Origin of the sequence: Occultella aeris, assembly GCF_902703175.1 — a bacterium.
GTDB classification, from domain to species: Bacteria; Actinomycetota; Actinomycetes; order Actinomycetales; family Beutenbergiaceae; genus Occultella; species Occultella aeris.
Map to the genome: position 1 here is coordinate 70,559 of NZ_CACRYJ010000067.1, position 20,567 is coordinate 91,125.

Genomic DNA, 20,567 nt, shown 5'->3' on the forward strand with positions numbered 1-20,567 from the left:
CGCGGACCTGCCCTAGCAGGCGCTAGCGCGCGGGTCCCTGCCCACCGTTGCGGCTCCCGGGGGGTGGAGCCGTCGAGGATCGCAGGATCAGCTTGGCCGGGCGCATCACCAGTTGCGGGGACTCGCGCTCGACCACCTCGCCGCGGATCCGCTGCAGGAGCATCTCCGCGGCTCGGGCACCCACCCAGGCGGCGGCACTGTCGACGGTCGTGAGCCCGATGCCGGGCAGGGATCCGGCCGTGATGTTGTCGTGCCCGATGATCGACACGTCCCAGGGCACGCTCAGGGCCAGTTCCGCGCAGGCGACGAGCCCACCGAGCGCCATCACGTCGTTGGCGAAGTGCAGCGCGGTGGGCCGCGGCGTGCGCGCGAGCAGCTCGTGCGTGCCGAGCCGCCCGTCCTCCATCATGGAGCCCACGGTGACCGTGACGGCCTCCGGGAGGTCCGCCGTCGCCGCCTCGAAGCCGTGCAGCCGGTCCAGGAACGGCTTGACCGTCGGGTTGCTGCCGACGTACCCGATCCGGGTGTGGCCGAGGTCGCGCAGGTGCTTGACCGCGATCTCGGCACCCTGGATGTTGTCGATCACCACGGTGTCCCAGATGAGCTCGGGTAGGTCGCGGCTGGCGAGCACGGTCGGCAGGCCGAGCTCCTCGACGAACTCGAGGTCCCGGGAGCCGCCCTGCACCGAGGCCAGGACCAGGCCGTCGACGCGCCGCTGGACCATCGACCGGATGATCTCGATCTCCCGGCCGGTGTCGCGACCGGAACTGCCCAGGATCAGGTTGTAGCCGCCGGCCTCGACAACCTCCTGCACGCTGGCGACCAGATCGGGGAAGAACGGGTTCTTGATGTCGGCGATGACCAGGCCGATGGTCATCGAGGAGCCGCTGGTCAGGCTGCGGGCGATCGGGTTCGGGTGGAAGTCGAGCTCGCGGATCGCGTCCTCGATCTTCTTCCGCGTCTTCGGTGCGACCGAGTAGCCCAGCGCGACATTGAGGTACTTGGAGACGGTCGCCTTCGACACCCCCGCCCGCGCAGCGACGTCGTTGATCGTGGGTTTGCTGCTCACCCGAGTACCCCGCCACCGTTCAGGTGCAGCGTCTGTCCATGGAACAGCGACGCGCCGGGCCCGACCAGGAAGGTGACCGCGGGGCCGATCTCCTCGGGCAGGCCGAGCCTGCCGATCACGGAGTCGCGGGTGCGTGCGTGGACCCAGTCCGGCGTCGCGTGCGGGGTTACCATCGGGGTGTCGATCGGCCCGGGTGCAATGGCGTTGACGCGCACGGTCGGGCCGATCTCGCGGGCCAGCGCCCGGGTGAAGCCGAGCAGCCCGGCCTTCGCCGTGCAGTAGGCGACGAAGTCCGTGGCTCCCTTGAAGGCGAGTTGCGAACTCACGTTCACGATGCGCCCCTCCCCTCGCTCGAGCATCCCCGGAACGACCTGGCGGGTGACGATGAAGACCCCGTCCAGGTCGACGGACATGGTCCGGCGCCACTGGGCCAGGTCGGTGTCGACGAGTCGCCGTGACTCCATCCATCCCGCGTTGTTGACCAGGATATCGATCGGACCGAGCTGATCCTGCGCGCGGGACAACGCCGCGGCGACCTCCTCGGTATCCGTCACGTCCGCGGACACCGAGACCGTTCGGGCCCCGAGGCCCTCCAGCTCGCCGCACAGGGCGCGAGCCTCGTCGTCCTGACGCAGGTGGTGCACCACGATGTCGGCCCCGTCTCGGGCGAGGTCGCGGCAGATGGCCGCCCCGAGGGCGCCCACCGCGCCGGTGACCAGGGCCACCGACCCGCCCAGCGGTGCCTGCGCCGTCGGGCCTGTTCGATCGCCGTCGGTCATCGCCTGCCCCCTACTCCGGGCGCGCTGGGCTCAGCGGCCGGCTCGTCGTCCACGAACGGTACAAGGCGGCCGGCGGACTGCGCCCGAAGGGCACGTCGGCCGAGCATGGTCTCGTGGATCTCGCTGGTGCCGTCGAAGATCTGGGTCACCTTCGCATCGCGGTGCATCCGGTTCACCGGCTCGTCGGTCACGATGCCGAGCGCGCCATGGATCTGCATGGCCTCGTCGGTCGCCCGCCGGGCCGCGTCGGAGGAGAACATCTTCGCCATCGAGATGAGGTCCTGGTCTCCCCCGTCTCCCTCGGCGAACGAGCGCGCCGCCCGCTGGGTCAGGGCCCGGGCCGCGTGGTAGTCGGTGGCGATGCGGCCGATCTTGCGCTGGATGATCGCCAGGTCGGCGAGCGGCCGCGCGAACGCCGCCCGTCCGTTGGCCCGTTCGAGGCTGGCGACCAGTGCCCCACGGAGCAGCCCGCACGCGTAGGCGGCGGCGTCGATCCGAGCCATGTTGAGCCCGTCCATCATGCCTGCGAAGCCCTCCACCTCCAGGCGGTCGGTGGCGGGCACGGACACGTCGGTGAAGCTCAGCTCACCGTTGGGCATGCCCCGGAAGCCGGAGAGTTCCGGCCCTGGACGCCCGGACGCGCCGGGGCTCGACATGTCGACCACGAGGGCGACCATCGGCGCGTCCCGGTCGGTGGACCCGACCTTGGCGAGGACGATCGCGAAGTCGGCGACCGGGGCGAAGCCGACCCAGCACTTGCCGCCGTTCAGGACGTACCGGTCCCCGTCGAGCTCGGCGACGGTGCTCATCCCCCGGATGTCGGTGCCGGCGTGCGGCTCGGTGATCGCGAACGACCCGAACGTCCGCCCGGCGAGCGTCGGCTCGAGCCACCGGTCGACCAGATGGACCGGCGCGTACTTGCCGAGCAGGTACGTCGTCAGCCTGGTCCCGGCGATGACGAGCGCGACCGCGGGCGAGTGGGCGGCGATGGCCTGGGACACCTCACAGGCCTCCTCGATCCTGGCCGCGTCCGGGCGACCGCCGGGGCCGGCGAGGATTCGCTGCAGGCCGAGCGCGGCGGCCGTCTCGACCAGCTCCGGTGGGATGGTCGCGTCGCGGTCGATATCCTGCGCCCGTGGCGCGACGTCGGTGCGGATGAACTCATCGAGTCCGCTGATCATCAGGCACCATCCTCGTCGGGGTAGCAGTACAGGATGTGGGTACCGACCAGGACGAGTTCCTCGCCCTGGCGGGTGGTCGCGCGCATCTCGGCGAGGGCCTGGCGGCGCTCGGGATCGACGGAGGCGATCGTGTACTCCACCCGGACGGTGTCCCCGAGGAACACCGGCCGGATGAACCGGACCCGGTCGTAGCCGTAGGAGACCGCCGTGACGTCGTGCTCGGTGCACAGCCGGGCGGCCGCGGTGGAGGTGAGCGCGAGCACGAGGGTGCCGTGCGCCATCCGTCGGCCCTGCGGACGGCCCTGCATGTACTCCTCGTCGGTGTGCTGCGGCGCGAAGTCACCGGTGATCCCGGCGAACAGGCCGACGTCGGCCTCGGTGACCGTCTTGCGGAAGACAACTGCCGAGCCGACGGCGGGGAGTCCGTCGCGCCGTCCGGTGGCACTCATGAGGTCACTCGCTCGGCAACGTGCCCGGCGCCGGCGCCGAGGGCGCCCGTCGCCAGGAGTGCGTCGAGCTCGTCGGTGAGGCCGAGTTCGGCGATCAGTTCGCCGGTGTGCTCGCCGAGCAGCGGGGCCGGCCGCCGGGCCGGCAGCTGCGCGCCGTCGAGCCTGATCGGGTTGCCGACCAGGTCGAGGCGGCCCGCCTCGGGGTGGTCCACCTGCACGCGACGCTCCGGCCACGCGACCATCGGGTCGGCCATCATCGCCGGATAGTCGTTGACCGGTGCGCACCACACGCCCGCCGCGGTCAGCGCGTCCAGGCACGGGGCCGAGTCCATGGTCGCGACCAGAGCGCTGACACGGGCATTCAGTTCTTCGCGGCGTTCGGTCGCGGCCTCCTTGTCCGGGAAGTCCGCAAGGAGGTCCGGCCGGTCGAGACCGTCCGCCAACGCTTGCATGGTCGTCAACGAGATCGCGATGTAACCGTCGCGGGTGGCGTGGACACCGTAGGGGGCCTCGATGGATGCGCTGCCGGGCACCGTCGGCCGGACCGGCGCCGTTCCGGAGTTGATCGCGGTGACGACCTCCTGAGTGGTCTGGTGCAACATGGCGCCGACCAGGTCGACCTCGATCAGCCGGCCGATGCCGGTGCGGGTCCGCTCCACGAGCGCCGCGGCGGCGCCGAGGGCGAGCATGGTGGCGGCGTGCACGTCGGCGACGAACGGGCCGGCGGGGGTCGGGTCGGCGTCGCGGGTCCCGGTCAGCCAGAGCGCGCCGGTGCGGGCCTGGGCGAGCAGGTCCTGGCCCGGCATCCGCTGGTCGGCGGCGTGCGGCCCGTACCCGGAGGCCGAGCAGTACACCAGCCGGGGGTTCAGGTCGTGGACCCGGTACCAACCGAGGCCCAGGCGCTCCATCACGCCGGGCCGGAAGTTCTGCACCAGCACGTCCGCGGTCTCGATGAGGCGCAGCGCGATCCGCAGCCCGTCCGGGTCCTTGAGGTTGACCGCGACCGACCGCTTGTTCCGGTTCATCGAGAGGAACTGCGAGCTGTGGCCGTTCAGGAACGTGGTGCCGGACAGGCGGCCCCGCTCACCGCCGTCGACCGCTTCGACCTTGATCACGTCGGCGCCGAGGTCGGCGAGCATCTCGGCCGCCCAGGGGCCCTGCATCATGTGGGCGAAGTCGAGGACGCGGATGCCCTCGAGGGGAAGGGTGTTCGTCATGGAGGGCGTCCTTACGCGTCGATGAAGGTCGGCAGGCGCTTGGCGAGGAAGGCGCTGGTGCCCTCCTGCAGGTCACGCGTGGGCAGGGTCTCGTCGATGAGGGCCTCGAGCGCGCGACGGACCTTCGGCAGGCCCGTCGCGACGAGCTCCTCGTTGAGGAACCGCTTCGTCAGCCGCTGCGCCTGCGGGGAGGCGGCGCGGATCCGCGCAATCGTCCGCTCGATCTCGCTCTTGAGGTCCTCATCCGGCACCACCCGGTTGACGAGCCCGAACCGAGGGGCGTCAGCGGCCGGTACCCAGCCCATCTCGAACGCCATCTCGTTGGCCAGCTTGCGTCCGCTCTCGTGCGCCGCGACGCCGACCTGGACGGTGGGCCAGGCCCCGATGCGGCCCTCGGGCAGCGCGAACCTGGCGGAGGAGGCCGCGACCGCGAGGTCGGAGACGAGCACGAGTTCGCAGCCGCCGCCGACGGCCAGCCCGTTCACGCCGGCGATGACCGGGTAGGGGTGGGTGGCGATGGCCTCCATGGTGCCGAGCAGGCCACCGATGAAGAAGTCGTGGGCGCGTTCGCGACTGGTGTGCTGGGCGAAGGTGGCGATGTCGTCGCCTGCGCAGAAGGCGCGGCCGGTGCCGGTCAGGACCACGGGTCCGGGGGCCTCGGCGGCGGCCTGGTGCAGAGCTGCCGTGATCCCGTGCCACCCGTCCAGGTCCAGGGCGTTGAGCTTGCCCGGCCGGTCGATGATGATCCAGGCGGCATCGTCCCGGACCTCGAACTTCACATACATCTGCGACTGCTCCTCGTATCGGGGGTGGCGGGCTTCATCGGTGGTACTCACTTGATCGCGCCGGCGCCCCAGCCGGCGATCAGGTACTTCTGCAGGTAAAGGAAGGCGAGCAGCACGGGCAGGCTGACCAGGGCCGCGGCGGCCATCAGCAGCGGCCAGTCCTGCAGGCTCGCGTTCTGCAGGTCGTGCAGGGCGACCGGCAGCGTCTTCATGTTCGTGTCGGTGATGAGCACCCGGGCGAACAGGTAGTCCTCCCAGGCGAGCAGGAACGTGAACACCGAGACGGCGATGATGCCGGGGGTGGCCTGCGGCAGGACGACGTACCAGGCGCTCTTGACCCGGTTCGCGCCGTCCAGGAACGCGGCCTCCTCGAGTTCCTTCGGGATGGAGTTGAAGAACGGACGCAGCAGCCACATGCTGAACGGCACCCCGAACGAGGCGTACGCCAGGATCATGCCGCCGTAGGTGTTGATCAGGCCCAGGTCGCGGAACAGCCCGTACAGCGGGACCACCACGACGATCGGGGCGAACGTGTACGCGTACAGGATCCCGGTGGTGAAGGCCTTGCTGCCGGGGAACTTGAAGCGGGTGAGCCCGTAGGCGGCCATCGCCGAGACGGCGATGGACAGCAGCGTGGCTCCGGTGGAGATGATCACGCTGTTCTTGGCGTAGGTCAGGAATCCGGTGCTCTCGATGAGCCGGACGTAGGCGCCGAAGTCCGGCATCGTGGTGAAGAACCGCGGCGGGTTCGAGAACAGCTCGGTGCCGGGCTTCACCGACGTCAGGACCATCCAGTAGAACGGGAACAGGTTCACCGCCACGACGATGGCGATGCCGATGGCCAGGACGTACCGCGGCTGGGTGAGTCGCTTCAGGGTGCTCATTCGGTGTCCTCCGAGCGTCGGTGCAGCGTCTTGAGATAGACCGTCGTGAAGACGACGAGCAGGACGAACATCACCATCGCCAGGCTCGCACCGGCGCCCAGCCGGGACTCCCCGAAGATCGTCTGGAACGTCAGCAGCGGCAGCGTCCGGACCTCCTGGCCGGTCCCGGCGAAGAGGTAGACGATGTCGAACTTCGTGAACATGAACATGAACCGCAGCAGCGCCAGGGTCAGCAGCACCGCGCTCAGCTCGGGCAGGATGATGTGCCAGAACCGGCGCCACGGGCCGGCGCCGTCGACGGTGGAGGCCTCGATCACGGACGGATCGACGGTCTGCAGCCGGGCCAGGACGCTGATCACCACGAACGGCGTGTACATCCAGACCGAGACCACCACCAGGGACGCGAAGATCCAGGTCGGACTGAGCAGGTTCACCGCGTCCGCCCCGGGCACCACGGTCCGCACGAACCAGGAGTACGCGCCGTTGTTCGGCTCGAGCAGCCAGCGCCACACCAGGGCGACGATGATCGCCGGGATCATGTAGGGCGCGATCGCGATCAGCCGGACGACCCCGCGGCCGCGGAAGTTCTGGTGCATCAGCAGGGCCACGACGACGCCGAGGACGAGCTGGATCACCACGGTCAGGACCGCGTAGAGCAGGGTCGTGCGCAGGCTCTGCCAGAACTGCGGCGACGCCGCGAGGTTGGCGAAGTTGCCGAGCCCGATGTCATTGATCCGGGGCAGGTAGGCGTGGGCATCGGTCAGGCTGAGCCGCGCCAGGTACACGATCGGCACGGCGATGACGCCGAGGACCAGGACGGCTGACGGGATGACCAGCAGCACGCCCCAGAACCATTGGGGCATGCGGGGCTTGCGAGCCGCCTTCAGCGGCGGGCCGGTGCCGGTCTCGGCACGCACGGGGGTGTCTGTGAGCATGGGAATCCTCGGGAGGGGGTCGGGAGCGGTGGCGTTGCGGCCCTGGCCGGGCGGGTGGCCGCCGGCGGCAGCCGGGAGCCCGGTCAGGGCCGCAACGGCGTTGCTCAGTCCTGGTACTGCGGGGAGAGCAGCTCGTCGGCCCGCTGCTGCGCGGTGGCGGCGGCCTCGGCGGGATCGACGCCGCTCTCGACGACCTCCATCACCATGTCGACGAGGATCGCCGAGCCGTACAGGTCGCTCAGGTAAGGCAGCGACATCTCGTCGGCGCTGGTCACCATGAGCGGGTAGGCGTGCCCGGACTCGAGTGCCTCACGCTGCACGTCGATCCAGAAGCCCCAGTCCTGCACCTCGGGCAGCGCCTGCCACTCCGGGTCCTCGAACATCGACGGCATGACCGGCAGCAACTGCGTGGGCACGGTGCCGATCCAGCTGAGGTAGTTGTCGTGCTCGTAGAAGAACTTCAGAAAGTCGATGGTCGCATCCGCGTCCGGGGAGTCCTTGAACACCACGAACGGCTCCGCGTCGAGCTGGGTGATCCAGTCGTCGCCGGAAGGGCCGACGGGACGCGGGCCGTAGACCTGGATGTCCTCGCCCGGCACCAGGTCCGGGGCCTGCTCCTGGAACGTGTACACCGCGCGGCCGAAGGAGTAGATGGTCGCCGCATCGCCGTTCGCAAGGCCGCTCAGGCTGTCCGCGTAGGCGGCGGAGGACCACTCGGGGGCGAGGATGCCGGTGTCCTTGAGCTCCTTCCAGTACTCCAGGACCTCGATCATCTCCGGGGTGTCGATGGTGACGTGACCGTTCTCGTCGAACAGCGTGCCGCCGTTCGAACCGAGCCAGAGGTAGAGATCCTCGTTGACGTTGTGCGCGGCGGAGCCGGCGAGCAGGAGCGGGGAGACCCCGGGGTTCGCCTCCGCCACGGCGGACCACTGCTCGATGGACTCGTCCCAGGTGGTGACGTCCTCGGGGGTGCCGGCCTCGGGTGCGTTCGCGTACATGTCGGCGCGGTAGGTGGTGGTGTCGGTGCCCCAGGCGTGCACCACGCCGTAGGTGTGGCCGTCCTCGAGCTCGAACATCTCCTGCAGCTGCGGCAGGTAGTCGCCGTCGAAGGACTCGACGACCTCGTCGAGCGGGAGCAGCAGATCCTGGCCGTACAGCGTGCGCACGAACATCGGCTCGACGTGGGTGATCTCGGGCAGGTCGCCGGCGGCGAGTGCGGCCTGGAACTTCACCTGCAGGTCACCCCACGCGACCGTCTCCTGGATGATCTCGACGCCGGGGTTGGCGGCCTCGTACTCGTCGATGATCTCCTGCATCGCCTCGACGGTGATGGGCGTGGACTCGGTGTGCCACAGGTTGATCGTGGCGCTGCCGTCTCCTTCGTCGGCGCCGGGCGTGCCCGAGCCCGAACACGCCGTGAGTGCGGCGGTGGTCGCGATCGCCACCGTCGTTACCAAGCGGGCTTTCCTACGCATACGGCCTCCTTGCCGGGTTGGTTCCGGAGCATCGGCGAACGGCACGAGGCCGGAGGCGATGCACCCGGTGCCCTCCATCACGGGAGTTCGGAGAGCGTTGTCCGCACACTGTCTAACACCGGTTTCCATCTGTCAAGGCATCGGTTCGTACGATGAACTCGTCTAGTTTGCGCCGATCCCGTGAGTCGCTTGGCGATACGGACGTCCAACTTGACACTTGGAATGGAAACCGGTGTCATAGTTGAGGACACCCCAGCTGGAAGGACAGCCCATGCGAGCAGAGTTGCTCTCGGTCGACGACGCGGCGGCGTTGGTCAAGGACGGTGCCACCGTGGCGCTGGCCGCGAACGGCGGCGGGATGCTCGAGCCCACCGAGCTGATCGGCGCCGTCGAGCAACGCTTCCTGGCGACCTCCTCCCCCCGCGCCCTGCACGTCGTGCATGCCCTCGGCGCCGGCGACCGCGCCTCGCGGGGCCTGAACGGCTTCGCCCACGAGGGGATGGTCCGGCGGGTCACCGGCGGGCACTGGACCTGGTCGCCGGCCATGATGCGCCTGGCCGCCGAGGAGAAGATCGAGGCGTACACGATGCCGGCCGGCGTCATCACGCACCTGCTGCGCGAGTCCGGAGCCCGACGGCCGGGGCTGATCACCCGGACCGGTCTGCACACGTTCGCCGACCCGCGCCTGAAGGGCTGCCGCGCCAACGCCAGCGCCCGCGAGGAGGTCGTCGAACTGCTCGAGCTCGACGGCACCGAGTACCTGCGCTACCGCCCGTTCAAGGTCGACGTCGCGATCATCCGCGGCACCGAGGTCGACGAGCACGGCAACATCGGCGCCGACGCCGAGCCCGCGACTCTCGACGCCCTCGAGTGCGCCCAGGCCGCCAGGGGCTCGGGCGGCATTGTCATCGTCCAGGTCAAACGCCGCACCGCGGCGCCGCTGGACCCGCGCCGGGTCTTCATCCCGGCCGCGCTCGTGGACTACGTCGTGGTCGTTCCCGAGCAGCACCAGACCTACCTCACCGAGGAGGACCTCACGCTCTTCGACGCGGCACCGCCCGCCCTGGTCGCGGTACCGGCCGGCTTCACCGACCCGATCCGGGCCATCGTCGCCCGCCGGGCGGCCATGGAGGTCCGCGCGGGCGACGTGCTCAACCTCGGCTTCGGAATGAGCGCCGACGTCGGCGCGGTGCTACGAGAGGAGGGCCGCCTGCACGAGGTGACCCTCGCCGTCGAGCAGGGTCTTTACGACGGCGCTCCGGAGCTGGGTGACCTGTTCGGGATGTCCGTCGGGCCGTCCGCGCGGGTCAGTTCCGCGGTCCAGTTCGACTCCTTCGCGACCGGCCTGATCGACGTGACCTGCCTGGGCATGGCGCAAGCCGACCGCCACGGCAACGTGAACGTGTCCGCGTTCGGCGGCAAGGTGATGGGCCCCGGCGGCTTCGTCGACATCAGCCAGTACGCGCGCACGTCGGTCTTCTGCGGCGCCTTCCGCGCGAAAGGGCTCCAGATCGAGTTGCTCGACGGCGGAGCCCGGGTCGTGCGGGAGGGTCAGGTCGCGAAGTTCGTCGCCGATGTCGAGGACGTCACCTTCTCCGGGCGCCTCGCTATCGAGGAGGGCCGGCGCGCGCTCTACGTCACCGAGCGGTGCGTCTTCGAACTGACCCCGGACGGTCTCGCGCTGATCGAGGTGGCGCCCGGGATCGACCTCGAGCGCGATGTCCTCGCGCACCTGCCCTGGCGTCCGATCATGCGGGACGTGCGTCCGATGCCCGCCGCGGTGTTCACCCCCATCAACCCTGTCGTCCTGGAGCAGCAATCGTGATCATCGAGCACAAGTCCGACCACGTCGTGGTGACGCTGGACCGTCCCGCCAAGCGCAACTCGATGGACCTGGATGCGTGGACGGGTCTGGGTCAGGCCGTCGAGGCCGCGTCCGGGAACGCGGCCAACCGAGCCGTCGTGATCCGTGGCGACGCCCGCTCGTTCTGCGCCGGCAACGACATCGACTCCATGCGTGACCTGGCCGGCCCGGACGCCGCCGTCGCCTACTTCGTCGACGGGATGCTGCCGACCTTCGCCGCGATGGCCGCCTCTCCCCTACCCGTGATCACCGTGGTCGAGGGCGCCGCGCTAGGCGGCGGGCTGGAGATCGTGGTGGTCAGCGACGTCGTGATCGCCGGCCCCGGCGCCACGTTCGGGCTGCCGGAGACCCGGATCGGGGCGTGGCCGACGGTCTTCCTCGCGGCGGTCCCGTCCTCCTCCACCCGGCGCCTCGCCGCCCGCCTGGCGCTCGTCGGCGACACGATCGGCCCGGCCGAGGCGCTCCAGCACGACCTGGTCAGCTACGCCGTCGACGACGTCGAAGCGACGCTCGAGCAGGTCCTGGCGGGCATCGGTGCGGCCGCACCCGACGCGACCGCTCGCAGCAAGCGGTGGCTGAACCGCGAGCTGCTCGCGAGCGGCATGCCGGACGCGGCCGCGGCACTGACCGAGCTGTCGCGCGAGACGTTGCAGGGCACCGAGTTCGGGGAGCGGATGACGGCGTTCCTCGAGGCCCGGGCGGCGCGGCGGGCCGGTGCAGCGAGCACTTCCGATGGCGCTAGGACGGGCATCGAGGTTCCCGAGCCCTGATCACCGTCGGTGCGCGTCGAGGCCGAATGTTGCGCCCATGCCCTCGCTCGGTTCCCCTGTCGCGAGATGTCGATCGGTCCGTACGCAACCCGCATCCTGCCTCAGGGGAACCAGCGCGCTCGTGACTCCCCTGACTCGAACTGTCGATCAGTCCCCGCGCAACCCGCATCCCGCGTCAGGGGAACCAGCGCGCTCGTGACTCCCCTGACTCGAACTGTCGATCAGTCCCCGCGCAACCCGCATCCCGCGTCAGGGGAACCAGCGCACTCGTGACTCCCCTGACTCGAAGTGTCGATCAGTCCCCGCGCAACCCGCATCCCGCGTCAGGGGAACCAGCGCACTCGTGACTCCCCTGACTCGAACTGTCGATAAGTGCGTGCGCAACCCGCATCCCGCGTCAGGGGAACCGGCGCGCTCGTGACTCCCCTGACTCGAAGTGTCGCCGACGGGGTAGCCCGAACCAGGCCCAGGTGCGGAAGGCCGAACACGTCGCCGCCGAGGAAGCAGCAGCGGACGGGACGGTCGCCCAGCAGAATGCGCTGCGGTCCGCCGAGTACGGAGTGAGTCAGACAGGTCTCTAGCCCCCATCACACCTCCACCGTTCGGTAGACATACACGTTCGGCGTCACCAGCACCCGGCCATGCGGCGGCCCTTCGAAGCCCGGGACCACCTCGAGCTCATGGGTGAGGTCGACCACGCGGATCTGCGTCTGCGGCGCGCGCGGGTCCAGGACCAGCGTGACCCGGGTCTGCTGCACGCCGCGCAGCAGGAAGCCGAAGTCCCAGGGCCCGTCGTCGGCACCCGGTGGCGGGCCGGGCGTCACGGTGGGCAGGGCGCGCCCGTGCACCGTGGCCGAGACGACGTCGGCGCTGCGAGTGGCAACCCAGAGTCCGATCGCGGGTGCGCCGCGGGCCGAGGTCAGTTCCAGCACCAGTTCCCGGTGCGTGCCGGTGTCCCGGTCGGAGACCACTTCCACGTCGGGAGCAGGAAGGTCGGCGGCCGCGGCCGGCCCGTTCGCGATGGCGCCGCCGCCCAGCCACGGCTGGTCGGCGAGATCGCTGGACAGTGACGGCAGCAGGTCCTGAGACCAGGCGGAGCCGGACGGTGACCAGGACGTCCACAGCGCCTCTCCGGAGTCGGCGTCCAGGGAGTAGGAGAGCATCTCCTGGCGCGGGTCGGTGCGCCCCTCGCCGTTGGCGACGAGCCCGCCGGCGGCGGCCACCACCACCACGGCCAGCAGCGCCGCCGGCACCACGGCCCGATGGCGCGACGGAGCCTCCCGCTCAGGCCGCACGAGCCGTGCCGCGTCCACCAGCGGGAGCGCGAGCAGGGCCACCACGGCTACGAACACCGCGGCCAACGGCCCGCCGGTGCCCAGCCCCACCTCGAACATGCCGACCACGGCCGGGAAGAACATGACCGCGGCGGGCAGCAGCCCCGCCCCGAGCACGACCGCCCGGGCCCGGGCCGGCAGCCCTGCGCCGATCAGGGCGGCGATGGCCGCCGGGAACACGGCGACCACCAGCACGAACGCGGCACCGGGCAGCGTCAGGGCGAGCCCGAGCCCGGCCAGGGCCAGGGTGAGCAGCCCGCCCAGCGCGAGTTCGCCGTCGGGCAGCACGCGGCGCAGCGCCGCCCGCAGCCCGAGGATCAGGCCGAGCGTGAGTGCGACGACGCCCACCTGGTAGGGCCAGGGCACGAAGGGCTCGCCCACCACCGCGCTCGCCTGACCGGGGTCGATCGCCAGCGCGAGCTGCCAGAGCCCGACGGCGGCCGTCGCCACGAGCGGCAGGCTCACCGCTGCGGTGGCTGCTCCGAGCGCGACCCGCGGCAGGCTCATCTCCCGGCGGCGCCGGGCCCGGGCCACCACCGCGAGGGCGAGCAGCACGGTGAGGGCGGCGAGCGGCAGCTCAAGGCCTTCCGGGACGCGCAGCAGACCCCACGGGAGGGACGTGACCACGTCAGTTCCGCCGTCGGGCAGTCGGGTGAGGTCCGCGCCGGCGGCGGCGCGGGCGAACGCGAGGGTGCCGGCGCCCATCTCCTGCAGGGAGGCGGCACTGAGGTGCTCGATGTCGTCAAGCGGCGAGTGGTAGTAGGCGCCCGCGCCGGTGATGGCGGTGTCGAAGCCGGCGATCCCGCCGGCGGTGAACCGGGTCAGGTCGGTGTCATTGGGCAGGAGTGCGAACAACGCGTCGGAGAACGAGTCCACCACCGGTCGGGGTGTTCGCGCGAGCAGGTCGAGCAGCATCCCGTTCGGCTCGGTCAGCCGCACCGACGCCGGCAACCCACCGGCGCCCCGGGCCTCCAGGTTGACGAGCACCGCGGGTCCCAGCTGCTCCGCCCGGTCGTGGACGAACGCGTCCGCCCCGAGCAGGCCGGGCTCCTCGGCGTCGGTGAGCAGCACCATCACGTCGTTGCGTGGCGGCTCACCCGCGGTCAGTGCCCGCGCGGACTCCAGGGCGGCTGCGATCCCGATGCCGTCGTCGGCGGCACCCGGTGAGCCGGGCACCGAGTCATAGTGGGCGGCCAGGATCACGGTGCCGGTGGGGTCGGTGCCGGGCAGGGTGGCGATCACGTTGGACACCGTGGCCATCGAGACAGCGGTCGGGTCCTCGTCGAAGGTGCCGACGGACTCGTGCATGTCCGTCTCCCACCCGAGGGCGTCGAGTTCGGTGACCAGGTACGCGCGGGCCTGCGCGTGCGCCGCCGAGCCGGGCGTGCGGGGGTCGGGCCCGAGCTGCTCGAGTTGTTCCACGCCGCGGGCGGCGCTGAAGTGTGCGGCCGGGGCATCCGCCGGCGCCGGATCGGCCGACATCGCGGTGATCGTCGCCGCCGTGCCGGCGGCGGCCACCGCGGCGAGCACGATCGCAGCCGTCCTTGTCCTGCGCACCCTGGGTTGCTTCTCCATACCCTGACTCCCGCCGGTCGTGACAGCGCCGAAGCGGCGCTGTCGCCACGCTAGGCGGGCTGGGGCGCAGGCGGATCGGCGCAAAGTGCCGAACCCGGCTCGGCCATCGGAGGCAGGGGGTATCGCGACGGCTCAGTCGAAAGTGGCAGGCTGCGCGCGCTCTGCCCCAAGTGCGGAAGGTGCCGGCGCTCCACCGTGCTGGACACCATGCACCGAGGTCCCACGCACGTCCTTTCGGTACTGACCAGGCGACCTCCCGGTCACCCGCTTGAACGCGACGCCCATGTACTCGCTGTGGCTGAACCCCAACCGCTCGGCCACCTGAGGCAGCGTCAGATCCGTGGTCGAGAGCAGGTCGGCGACTCGTTCCATTCGAACCCGCGTGATCTCGGCATGGACCGTGCGACCGAGGATCCGCACGAATCGTTGGTCGAGGGCACGCCGCGACGAGCCCACATGCCGCAGTACGTCACCCACGGCGACGTCGCCGTGCGCGCGATCCCGGACGAACCGCAGGGCCGCCACCACCTGCGGGTCGTCGACCGAGAGGATCTCGGACGACTGCCGCGCCACGATCCGAACCGGTGGGATGAGCCGCAGGCCCGGCTCCAGCACCTCGCCCGTCATCATGCGGTCGAGCATCGCCGCCGCGAGGTAGCCGGTGCGTGTGGTGTCCGGCTGGATGCTCGACAGCGACGGTGATGTCAGCGTCGCGATCAGCTCGTCGTTGTCCACCCCGAGCACGGCCACCGCGTCCGGTACCGGGATGTCGGCCAACCTGCAGGCCTCGAGAATCTCCTGCCCGGCGATGTCATAGCAGCCCAGCACGCCCACTGGCTTCGGCAGGTCCTCGAGCCAGCGCGCCAGCCACTGCCGGTCCCGCGACCGCATCCCCGACCGCTGCATCGCGAACACGTGCGCCTGCCCACCCCGCTCGGCCACGTGGTGCACGAACCGCTCACCGCGCGTGCGCGACCACCCGAACCGCTCGTCACCGCAGAAGGCGAACTCACGCAGACCACGTTCTGCGAAATGCTCAACCGCGATCCTCGCGATGTCGTCGTCGTCGGTCTCGGCGCCCGGCAGCTCCGGCACCAACCTCGCGGCCGACAGATCAACTGTGGGCAGTGCCAGTTGCCGCACCAGTTCCGCAGTCTCGGCGTTCTCGACCCGCGCGATCAGCCCGTCCCCCTGCCAGCCCTCCAGCCACGAGAAGTCGGTCTCGTTCCGGCTGTGCTCAACCAGGTACAGCGACCAGCCGTGGTGCGCCCGCACGTACGTCTGGATCCCGGCGAGCAGCCCACGCGCATACGCGTTCGATGTCTCGATGAGCAGCGCCACCTGACGCACCGGATGAGCGCCGACGCTCATGCCAGAACTCGAAGGAACTCGGCTATATATCGCATCGCACCGGCCCGCCCGGCGTCCCTAACATGGAGACCAGACGGCAGCAGCCCGCCCAGCAACGACGCCCCAGCCATCACAGGAACCTCCCGAATACTCCGACCGAGTAATTTTTCTCATGGGAACACATAATCCCATCGAGCGCGTACCAGCGCCCGCCCCTGTCAGCAACGACGCGAACGGGAACCACATGACCACCACCACCTTGGAAGGCCGGCCACTCACGGCTTCGCCCGAACCACCACGACGGCGCCCGGCCGGTCGACGCGCGATCGCCCCCTACCTCTTCCTGACGCCCTGGCTCATCGGCCTGCTCGCGTTCGTGGTCGGGCCGATGATCGTCTCGCTGTACCTGTCCATGACGGACTACAACTTCTTGCAGGACCCCACCTTCATCGGGTTCGACAACTACGTCCGGATGTTCACGAGCGACCCTCGCTACCTCGCCTCCGTCGGCGTGACGGCGGTCTACGTGCTGGTCTCGGTGCCCCTCCAACTGGCCTTCGCGCTCGGCCTGGCGCTCCTGCTCGACCGTGCGATCGCGGGCATCTCGATCTACCGAGCGGTCTTCTACCTGCCCTCGCTGATCGGCTCGAGCGTGGCGGTGGCGGTGCTGTGGCGCACCGTCTTCGGTGCCGACGGCCTGGTCAACTCCGCACTCGGCCTGCTCGGGATCGAGTCCACCCGCAGCTGGGTCGGCAACCCCGACACCGCGCTCATGACGATCATCGCCCTGAACGTGTGGACCTTCGGGTCGCCGATGATCATCTTCCTCGCCGGACTGCGGCAGATCCCGCGCTCCTACTACGAGGCCGCGGAGGTCGACGGTGCCGGCCCGATCCGGCGGTTCCTCAACATCACCGTCCCGCTGCTGACGCCGATCGTGTTCTTCAACCTGATCCTGCAGACGATCTACGCCTTCCAGGCGTTCGTGCCCGCCTACATCGTCAGCAACGGCTCCGGTGGCCCGGCCGACTCCACCCTCTTCTACACGCTCTACCTGTACCAGCAGGGCTTCACGAGCTTCCAGATGGGATACGCCTCGGCGATGGCCTGGGTGCTCCTGGTCGCCATTGCGATCGTCACCGGCCTCAACTTCCTGCTCTCCAAGTACTGGGTCTTCTACGGGGACGGTGACCGATGAGCGCCGCCGACCTCGCCGACGCCCCGCGGCGCCAGAGCTCGCTCGCTCGCCGTATCGCGATGCACGTGCTCCTGATCCTGCTCGCGCTCGGGATGCTCTACCCGCTGCTGTGGATGATCGTCAGCTCGTTGCGTGACAACTCCGCGATCTTCAGCGACGCCTCGCTCGCGCTGCGCAACCTCAGCCTCGACAACTACGCCCGCGGCTGGGACGCCCAGCAGAACTCCTTCGCCACCTACTTCGGCAACAGCTTCCTGATCACCGGGCTCGCGATCGTCGCGAACATCGCCGCCTGCTCCCTCACCGCCTATGCCTTCGCCCGCATGACGTTCCGCCTGAAGGCGCTCTTCATGGCGATCCTGCTCGGCACGATCATGCTGCCCGAGCACGTCACGATCGTGCCGCAGTACGTGCTCTTCTCCGAGCTCGGCTGGCTCAACACCTTCCTACCGCTGACGGTGCCGAAGTTCTTCGCCACCGAGGCCTTCTTCGTCTTCCTCATCGTGCAGTTCATGCGCGGCATCCCCCGCGACATCGATGAGGCGGCCGCACTCGACGGCTGCGGCCCGTTCCAGACCTACTCGCGCATCATGCTGCCGCTCATCACGCCGGCGCTGGCGACGACGGCGATCTTCTCCTTCATCTGGACCTGGAACGACTTCTTCCGCCCGCTGATCTTCCTCACCGACAACAGCCTCTTCACTGTCCCGCTGGCGGTGCGGCTGTTCGCCGATATCGGTGGCACCGACTGGGGCGCCCTGTTCGCGATGTCGGTGCTCTCGCTGCTGCCGATCTTCATCTTCTTCGTCTTCGGTCAGCGCTACCTGATCCGCGGCATCGCGACGACGGGACTGAAGTGATGGCCGCGGAGAAGGTGCGCGTCGCCGTCGTCGGCGCCGGCGCGTTCGGGCAGGCCCACCTGCGTGCCTACGCCCAGCTCGACCGGGCCGACGTCGTCTGGGTGTGCGATCCCGACGTCGACGCAGCCCGGCGGGCGGCCACCGAGTTCGGCGTCCCGAACGTCGCTGCCGACCTGGAGGCCGTGCTGGCCGACGACGGCGTCCAGGTGGTCGATCTCGTCACCCCGGTCGCGCTGCACGCACCGCAGGCGAAGGCAGCACTCGAGGCCGGTCGCTCGGTGGTGTGCGAGAAGCCGATGGCGCTCGACCTGCCGGAGGCACTCGCGCTCGCCGAGATCGCCGCATCCTCGCCCGGTGAACTGCTGGTCAAGTACCACCAGCGCTTCGACCCGGTCCACGAGCGGATGCGGGACCTGCTCGCCGACGGCACCCACGGCACTGGGCTGGTCGCCCACATCGAGATCCTCGGCGACCACCTCGCCGCGCTGCGCTCACGTGAGCACTGGCGCGGCGATCCGCGCCTGACCGGCGGCGGCTGCCTCTTCGAGTCCGGCTCGCACCTCATCGACCTCGCCCACTTCTGGTTCGGGCCCGCCGCGCGCGTGACCGCGACCACCCACCAGCTCGCGGCCGCGAACCCGGACAAGGGCGAGGACACCGCCACCCTCGTCGTCCAGTTCACGAACGGCGCCGTCATGACGCTCGTCGGGTTCTGGGGCGCACCGGGATGGGACTGGCGCAAGGAGGTCTTCACCTCCCATCAGGCCCGGCTGTCGGTCGAGACCGGCGCCAGCAACGCCCTTCGGCTGCGCGGCCGGGACGGCACCGACCAGGTGCTCGCCGTCGAGGAGGACTGGTTCGCCCGTTCCGTGCGCCGATCGCTGGCGCACGCGCTCGACTGCGCCGCCGGCGACGCTGCACCGCAGGTCACCGTCGAGGACGCGCTCGCCTCGATGCGCACCCTCGACGCGGCCTACCGCTCGGCACGAGAGGGGCGGACCGTTGAACTGGCGTGAGGCCACGGTCGCAGACCTCCTCCGGGGCACCACGGGGGCTCGACCGGAGACAGCAACCACGCGCCCCCGACGGCGGCCCGCCCGTCCCGCGGTCCCCCGCGCCCCGTTCGCCGAGCGGCTGCTCGAGGGCACCCGAACCGTGACGATGCTCGCCGCCGTCAGCGTGATCGTTCTCACCCTCGCCGCAGGCGTGGTCACCCTGCTACCCGGCCTCGCCGCCGGGTCGCGGCTACTCGCCGACGACCGCGCCGGTCACCCGGTCCGCCCGCTGCGCGACTCCCTCGCGCTCGTGCGACGGACGGCGGCGACCACCTGGCCGATCAGCGTCGCGGTCGCACTCGGCCTCGTCGCGGTGACGGCCAATCTCCTCTTCCTCGGACAGCAACCGAGTACCCTCGCCGCCGCGCTCGTGGCCGTGAACCTGGCCGTCGTCACGCTCGGCGGCTGGTGGACCGCCGCCTGCGCCCGTGAACTCGCGGACGAACCCATGCTCACTCGATCGGCCCTCATCCGCCGGGCCACCGCCCGGGCCCTGAGCTTCGGCCGCTGGCACGTGGCGCTCGCCCTCGCGGTGGTCGTCGGTGCGGGGCTCGTGCTGGTCAGTCCGCTCCTCGCCGCCGTGTTCGCCCCGGCGCTCGCTCTGCACGCCGGTCGGCTCGCCGATCCCAGCCCAACCCCATCCGCTCGAGAGGTGACTTCGTGACCATCCCCCTCCGCCTGACCTTCCTCGGCGTGACCCATCCCCACGCCGCCGCCTGGGCCGATGCCGCCCGCACCGACTCGCGCACGACGATCACGACCGTCCACGACGCCGACGCGGACGCCGGTCGCACCTTCGCGGCCCGGTACGACGCCGCCGCCGTGGCCTCGGTGAGTGACGCGCTACGTGACGTCGACGCCGTCGTCGTCGACGGCCGCAACGACGAGGCGGCCGGGTACGCGCACGCCGCGATCGACGCCGGGCTCCCGGTCTTCGTCGAGAAGACCGGCGCACGCACGGCCGCCGACCTGGCCGAGGTCGGGGCGCGTGCTCGCGAGGCCGGCCTCGTCAGCCAGATGGGCTACTTCGCCCGCTACTCCGACTCCGTCGAGCGCACCGCGCGCACGCTGGCCGAAGGCACGCTCGGAGAGGTCTACCTGGCCCGGTTCCACTCCGCGATCCCCCACCGGGCGTGGAGCACCATGGCGCACTGGTTCGCCGACGGCACCAACGTCGTCACACCGTTCATGGAGGCCGGCTGTCACATGGTCGACGTCGTCCGGCACCTGCTCGGCGAGCCCACCGACATCCGCGCGACCCGCGTCCGCCGACCCGGCACACCCAGTCCCGGGGAGGACGCGCTCGCCGCGACAATGCGCATCGGCGACGCGGTCGTCACCATCGACTTCACCGCCCACGAGGCCGACCCGTGGAACACGGGCTGGGGTGGCGAGCTCTTCGGCGACGCCGCCACGCTCCGCTTCCACGTCACCCCCGCCCGCACGGCGCTCGGCACCGGGACACACGTCCCGGAGGTGATCTCTCCGGTCGCACCGGACGACGCCGACGCCATCACGGCATGCATGGCCGCCGAGAACGTCGAGCTGATGCGGCGCGGGATGGCCGCCTTCATCGATGCCGTCCATGGCACCGCGCCGAGCCCGGTCGACATCGCCGACGGCGCCCGCACGCTCGCCGTCATCGAGGCGGCCCTGGCCGCCTCCGAACTCCCGGGGACCAACCCAGCAGTACACCCCACGTCCGCCTCAGCCGTTGCCCGATGACCTGAGCACCGACACGCACAACACCACCCCCGCATCACCCGACCCGGTCGCGACGACGCGAC

Annotated in this window: 18 protein-coding genes; 7 read left to right on the top strand and 11 right to left on the bottom strand. The window is 70.5% G+C overall.

Annotated features, from left to right (window positions below; genetic code table 11):
- Window positions 1-22 precede the first annotated feature (22 nt).
- The 9 genes from HALOF300_RS23585 to HALOF300_RS23625 form a co-directional block, all read right to left on the bottom strand.
- Entirely contained in the window at window positions 23-1,069 is a 1,047-nt protein-coding gene (locus HALOF300_RS23585; protein WP_156743335.1) for a LacI family DNA-binding transcriptional regulator, read from the bottom strand.
- Window positions 1,066-1,848 carry an SDR family NAD(P)-dependent oxidoreductase gene (locus tag HALOF300_RS23590; protein ID WP_156743336.1) on the bottom strand — a complete coding sequence of 261 codons (783 nt, stop codon included), beginning with the start codon at window positions 1,846-1,848 and terminating at the stop codon, window positions 1,066-1,068. The genes HALOF300_RS23585 and HALOF300_RS23590 overlap by 4 nt, the downstream gene beginning before the upstream one ends.
- Complete coding sequence (locus HALOF300_RS23595; protein WP_156743337.1) at window positions 1,845-3,029, bottom strand: acyl-CoA dehydrogenase family protein; 1,185 nt, start codon at window positions 3,027-3,029, stop codon at window positions 1,845-1,847. The genes HALOF300_RS23590 and HALOF300_RS23595 overlap by 4 nt, the downstream gene beginning before the upstream one ends.
- Window positions 3,029-3,478: a MaoC family dehydratase gene (locus tag HALOF300_RS23600; RefSeq protein WP_156743338.1), complete on the bottom strand. Its 450-nt coding sequence runs from the start codon at window positions 3,476-3,478 to the stop codon at window positions 3,029-3,031. The genes HALOF300_RS23595 and HALOF300_RS23600 overlap by 1 nt, the downstream gene beginning before the upstream one ends.
- A complete protein-coding gene (locus HALOF300_RS23605; RefSeq protein WP_156743339.1) occupies window positions 3,475-4,695 on the bottom strand; it encodes a CaiB/BaiF CoA transferase family protein in 1,221 nt (406 codons plus the stop codon). The genes HALOF300_RS23600 and HALOF300_RS23605 overlap by 4 nt, the downstream gene beginning before the upstream one ends.
- Window positions 4,696-4,706: 11 nt before the next feature.
- Complete coding sequence (locus HALOF300_RS23610; RefSeq protein WP_156743340.1) at window positions 4,707-5,531, bottom strand: enoyl-CoA hydratase/isomerase family protein; 825 nt, start codon at window positions 5,529-5,531, stop codon at window positions 4,707-4,709.
- Window positions 5,528-6,364, bottom strand: coding sequence for a carbohydrate ABC transporter permease (locus HALOF300_RS23615; RefSeq protein ID WP_156743341.1), 837 nt, complete (start codon window positions 6,362-6,364; stop codon window positions 5,528-5,530). Before HALOF300_RS23615 ends, HALOF300_RS23610 begins: the two co-directional genes overlap by 4 nt.
- Window positions 6,361-7,299, bottom strand: a complete 939-nt coding sequence (locus HALOF300_RS23620) for a carbohydrate ABC transporter permease (RefSeq protein WP_156743342.1) — start codon at window positions 7,297-7,299, stop codon at window positions 6,361-6,363. Before HALOF300_RS23620 ends, HALOF300_RS23615 begins: the two co-directional genes overlap by 4 nt.
- 104 nt (window positions 7,300-7,403) lie before the next feature.
- Window positions 7,404-8,756, bottom strand: a complete 1,353-nt coding sequence (locus HALOF300_RS23625; RefSeq protein WP_197522797.1) for an ABC transporter substrate-binding protein — start codon at window positions 8,754-8,756, stop codon at window positions 7,404-7,406.
- 289 nt (window positions 8,757-9,045) lie between these two features.
- Between HALOF300_RS23625 and HALOF300_RS23630 the strand changes: the two genes are divergently transcribed.
- Together HALOF300_RS23630 and HALOF300_RS23635 are read left to right on the top strand one after the other, a co-directional pair.
- Window positions 9,046-10,599 carry an acyl CoA:acetate/3-ketoacid CoA transferase gene (locus HALOF300_RS23630; RefSeq protein ID WP_156743344.1) on the top strand — a complete coding sequence of 518 codons (1,554 nt, stop codon included), beginning with the start codon at window positions 9,046-9,048 and terminating at the stop codon, window positions 10,597-10,599.
- The gene (locus HALOF300_RS23635) at window positions 10,596-11,408 is read left to right on the top strand and encodes an enoyl-CoA hydratase/isomerase family protein (RefSeq protein ID WP_156743345.1); all 813 of its coding nucleotides are present in this window, start codon (window positions 10,596-10,598) and stop codon (window positions 11,406-11,408) included. Before HALOF300_RS23630 ends, HALOF300_RS23635 begins: the two co-directional genes overlap by 4 nt.
- A gap of 587 nt (window positions 11,409-11,995) precedes the next feature.
- Here the strand turns inward: HALOF300_RS23635 and HALOF300_RS23640 are convergent.
- Both HALOF300_RS23640 and HALOF300_RS23645 read right to left on the bottom strand, forming a co-directional pair.
- Window positions 11,996-14,317 (bottom strand): M28 family peptidase, encoded by a 2,322-nt coding sequence (locus tag HALOF300_RS23640; RefSeq protein WP_156743346.1) that lies wholly within the window; start codon window positions 14,315-14,317, stop codon window positions 11,996-11,998.
- A 132-nt stretch (window positions 14,318-14,449) separates the two neighbouring features.
- Window positions 14,450-15,688: a XylR family transcriptional regulator gene (locus HALOF300_RS23645; protein ID WP_156743347.1), complete on the bottom strand. Its 1,239-nt coding sequence runs from the start codon at window positions 15,686-15,688 to the stop codon at window positions 14,450-14,452.
- A 223-nt stretch (window positions 15,689-15,911) separates the two neighbouring features.
- On the opposite strand from HALOF300_RS23645, the gene HALOF300_RS23650 reads away from it, so the two are divergent.
- From HALOF300_RS23650 to HALOF300_RS23665, 5 genes are read left to right on the top strand one after another with little or no spacing between them, the layout of a single operon-like run.
- On the top strand, window positions 15,912-16,865 hold the full coding sequence (locus tag HALOF300_RS23650) for a carbohydrate ABC transporter permease (protein WP_156743348.1): 954 nt from the start codon (window positions 15,912-15,914) through the stop codon (window positions 16,863-16,865).
- Window positions 16,862-17,725 (top strand): carbohydrate ABC transporter permease, encoded by an 864-nt coding sequence (locus HALOF300_RS23655; protein ID WP_156743349.1) that lies wholly within the window; start codon window positions 16,862-16,864, stop codon window positions 17,723-17,725. Before HALOF300_RS23650 ends, HALOF300_RS23655 begins: the two co-directional genes overlap by 4 nt.
- On the top strand, window positions 17,725-18,741 hold the full coding sequence (locus HALOF300_RS23660; protein WP_156743350.1) for a Gfo/Idh/MocA family protein: 1,017 nt from the start codon (window positions 17,725-17,727) through the stop codon (window positions 18,739-18,741). The genes HALOF300_RS23655 and HALOF300_RS23660 overlap by 1 nt, the downstream gene beginning before the upstream one ends.
- The gene (locus tag HALOF300_RS27130; protein ID WP_197522798.1) at window positions 18,728-19,444 is read left to right on the top strand and encodes a hypothetical protein; all 717 of its coding nucleotides are present in this window, start codon (window positions 18,728-18,730) and stop codon (window positions 19,442-19,444) included. The genes HALOF300_RS23660 and HALOF300_RS27130 overlap by 14 nt, the downstream gene beginning before the upstream one ends.
- The gene (locus HALOF300_RS23665; RefSeq protein ID WP_197522799.1) at window positions 19,441-20,505 is read left to right on the top strand and encodes a Gfo/Idh/MocA family protein; all 1,065 of its coding nucleotides are present in this window, start codon (window positions 19,441-19,443) and stop codon (window positions 20,503-20,505) included. Before HALOF300_RS27130 ends, HALOF300_RS23665 begins: the two co-directional genes overlap by 4 nt.
- Window positions 20,506-20,567 lie beyond the last annotated feature (62 nt).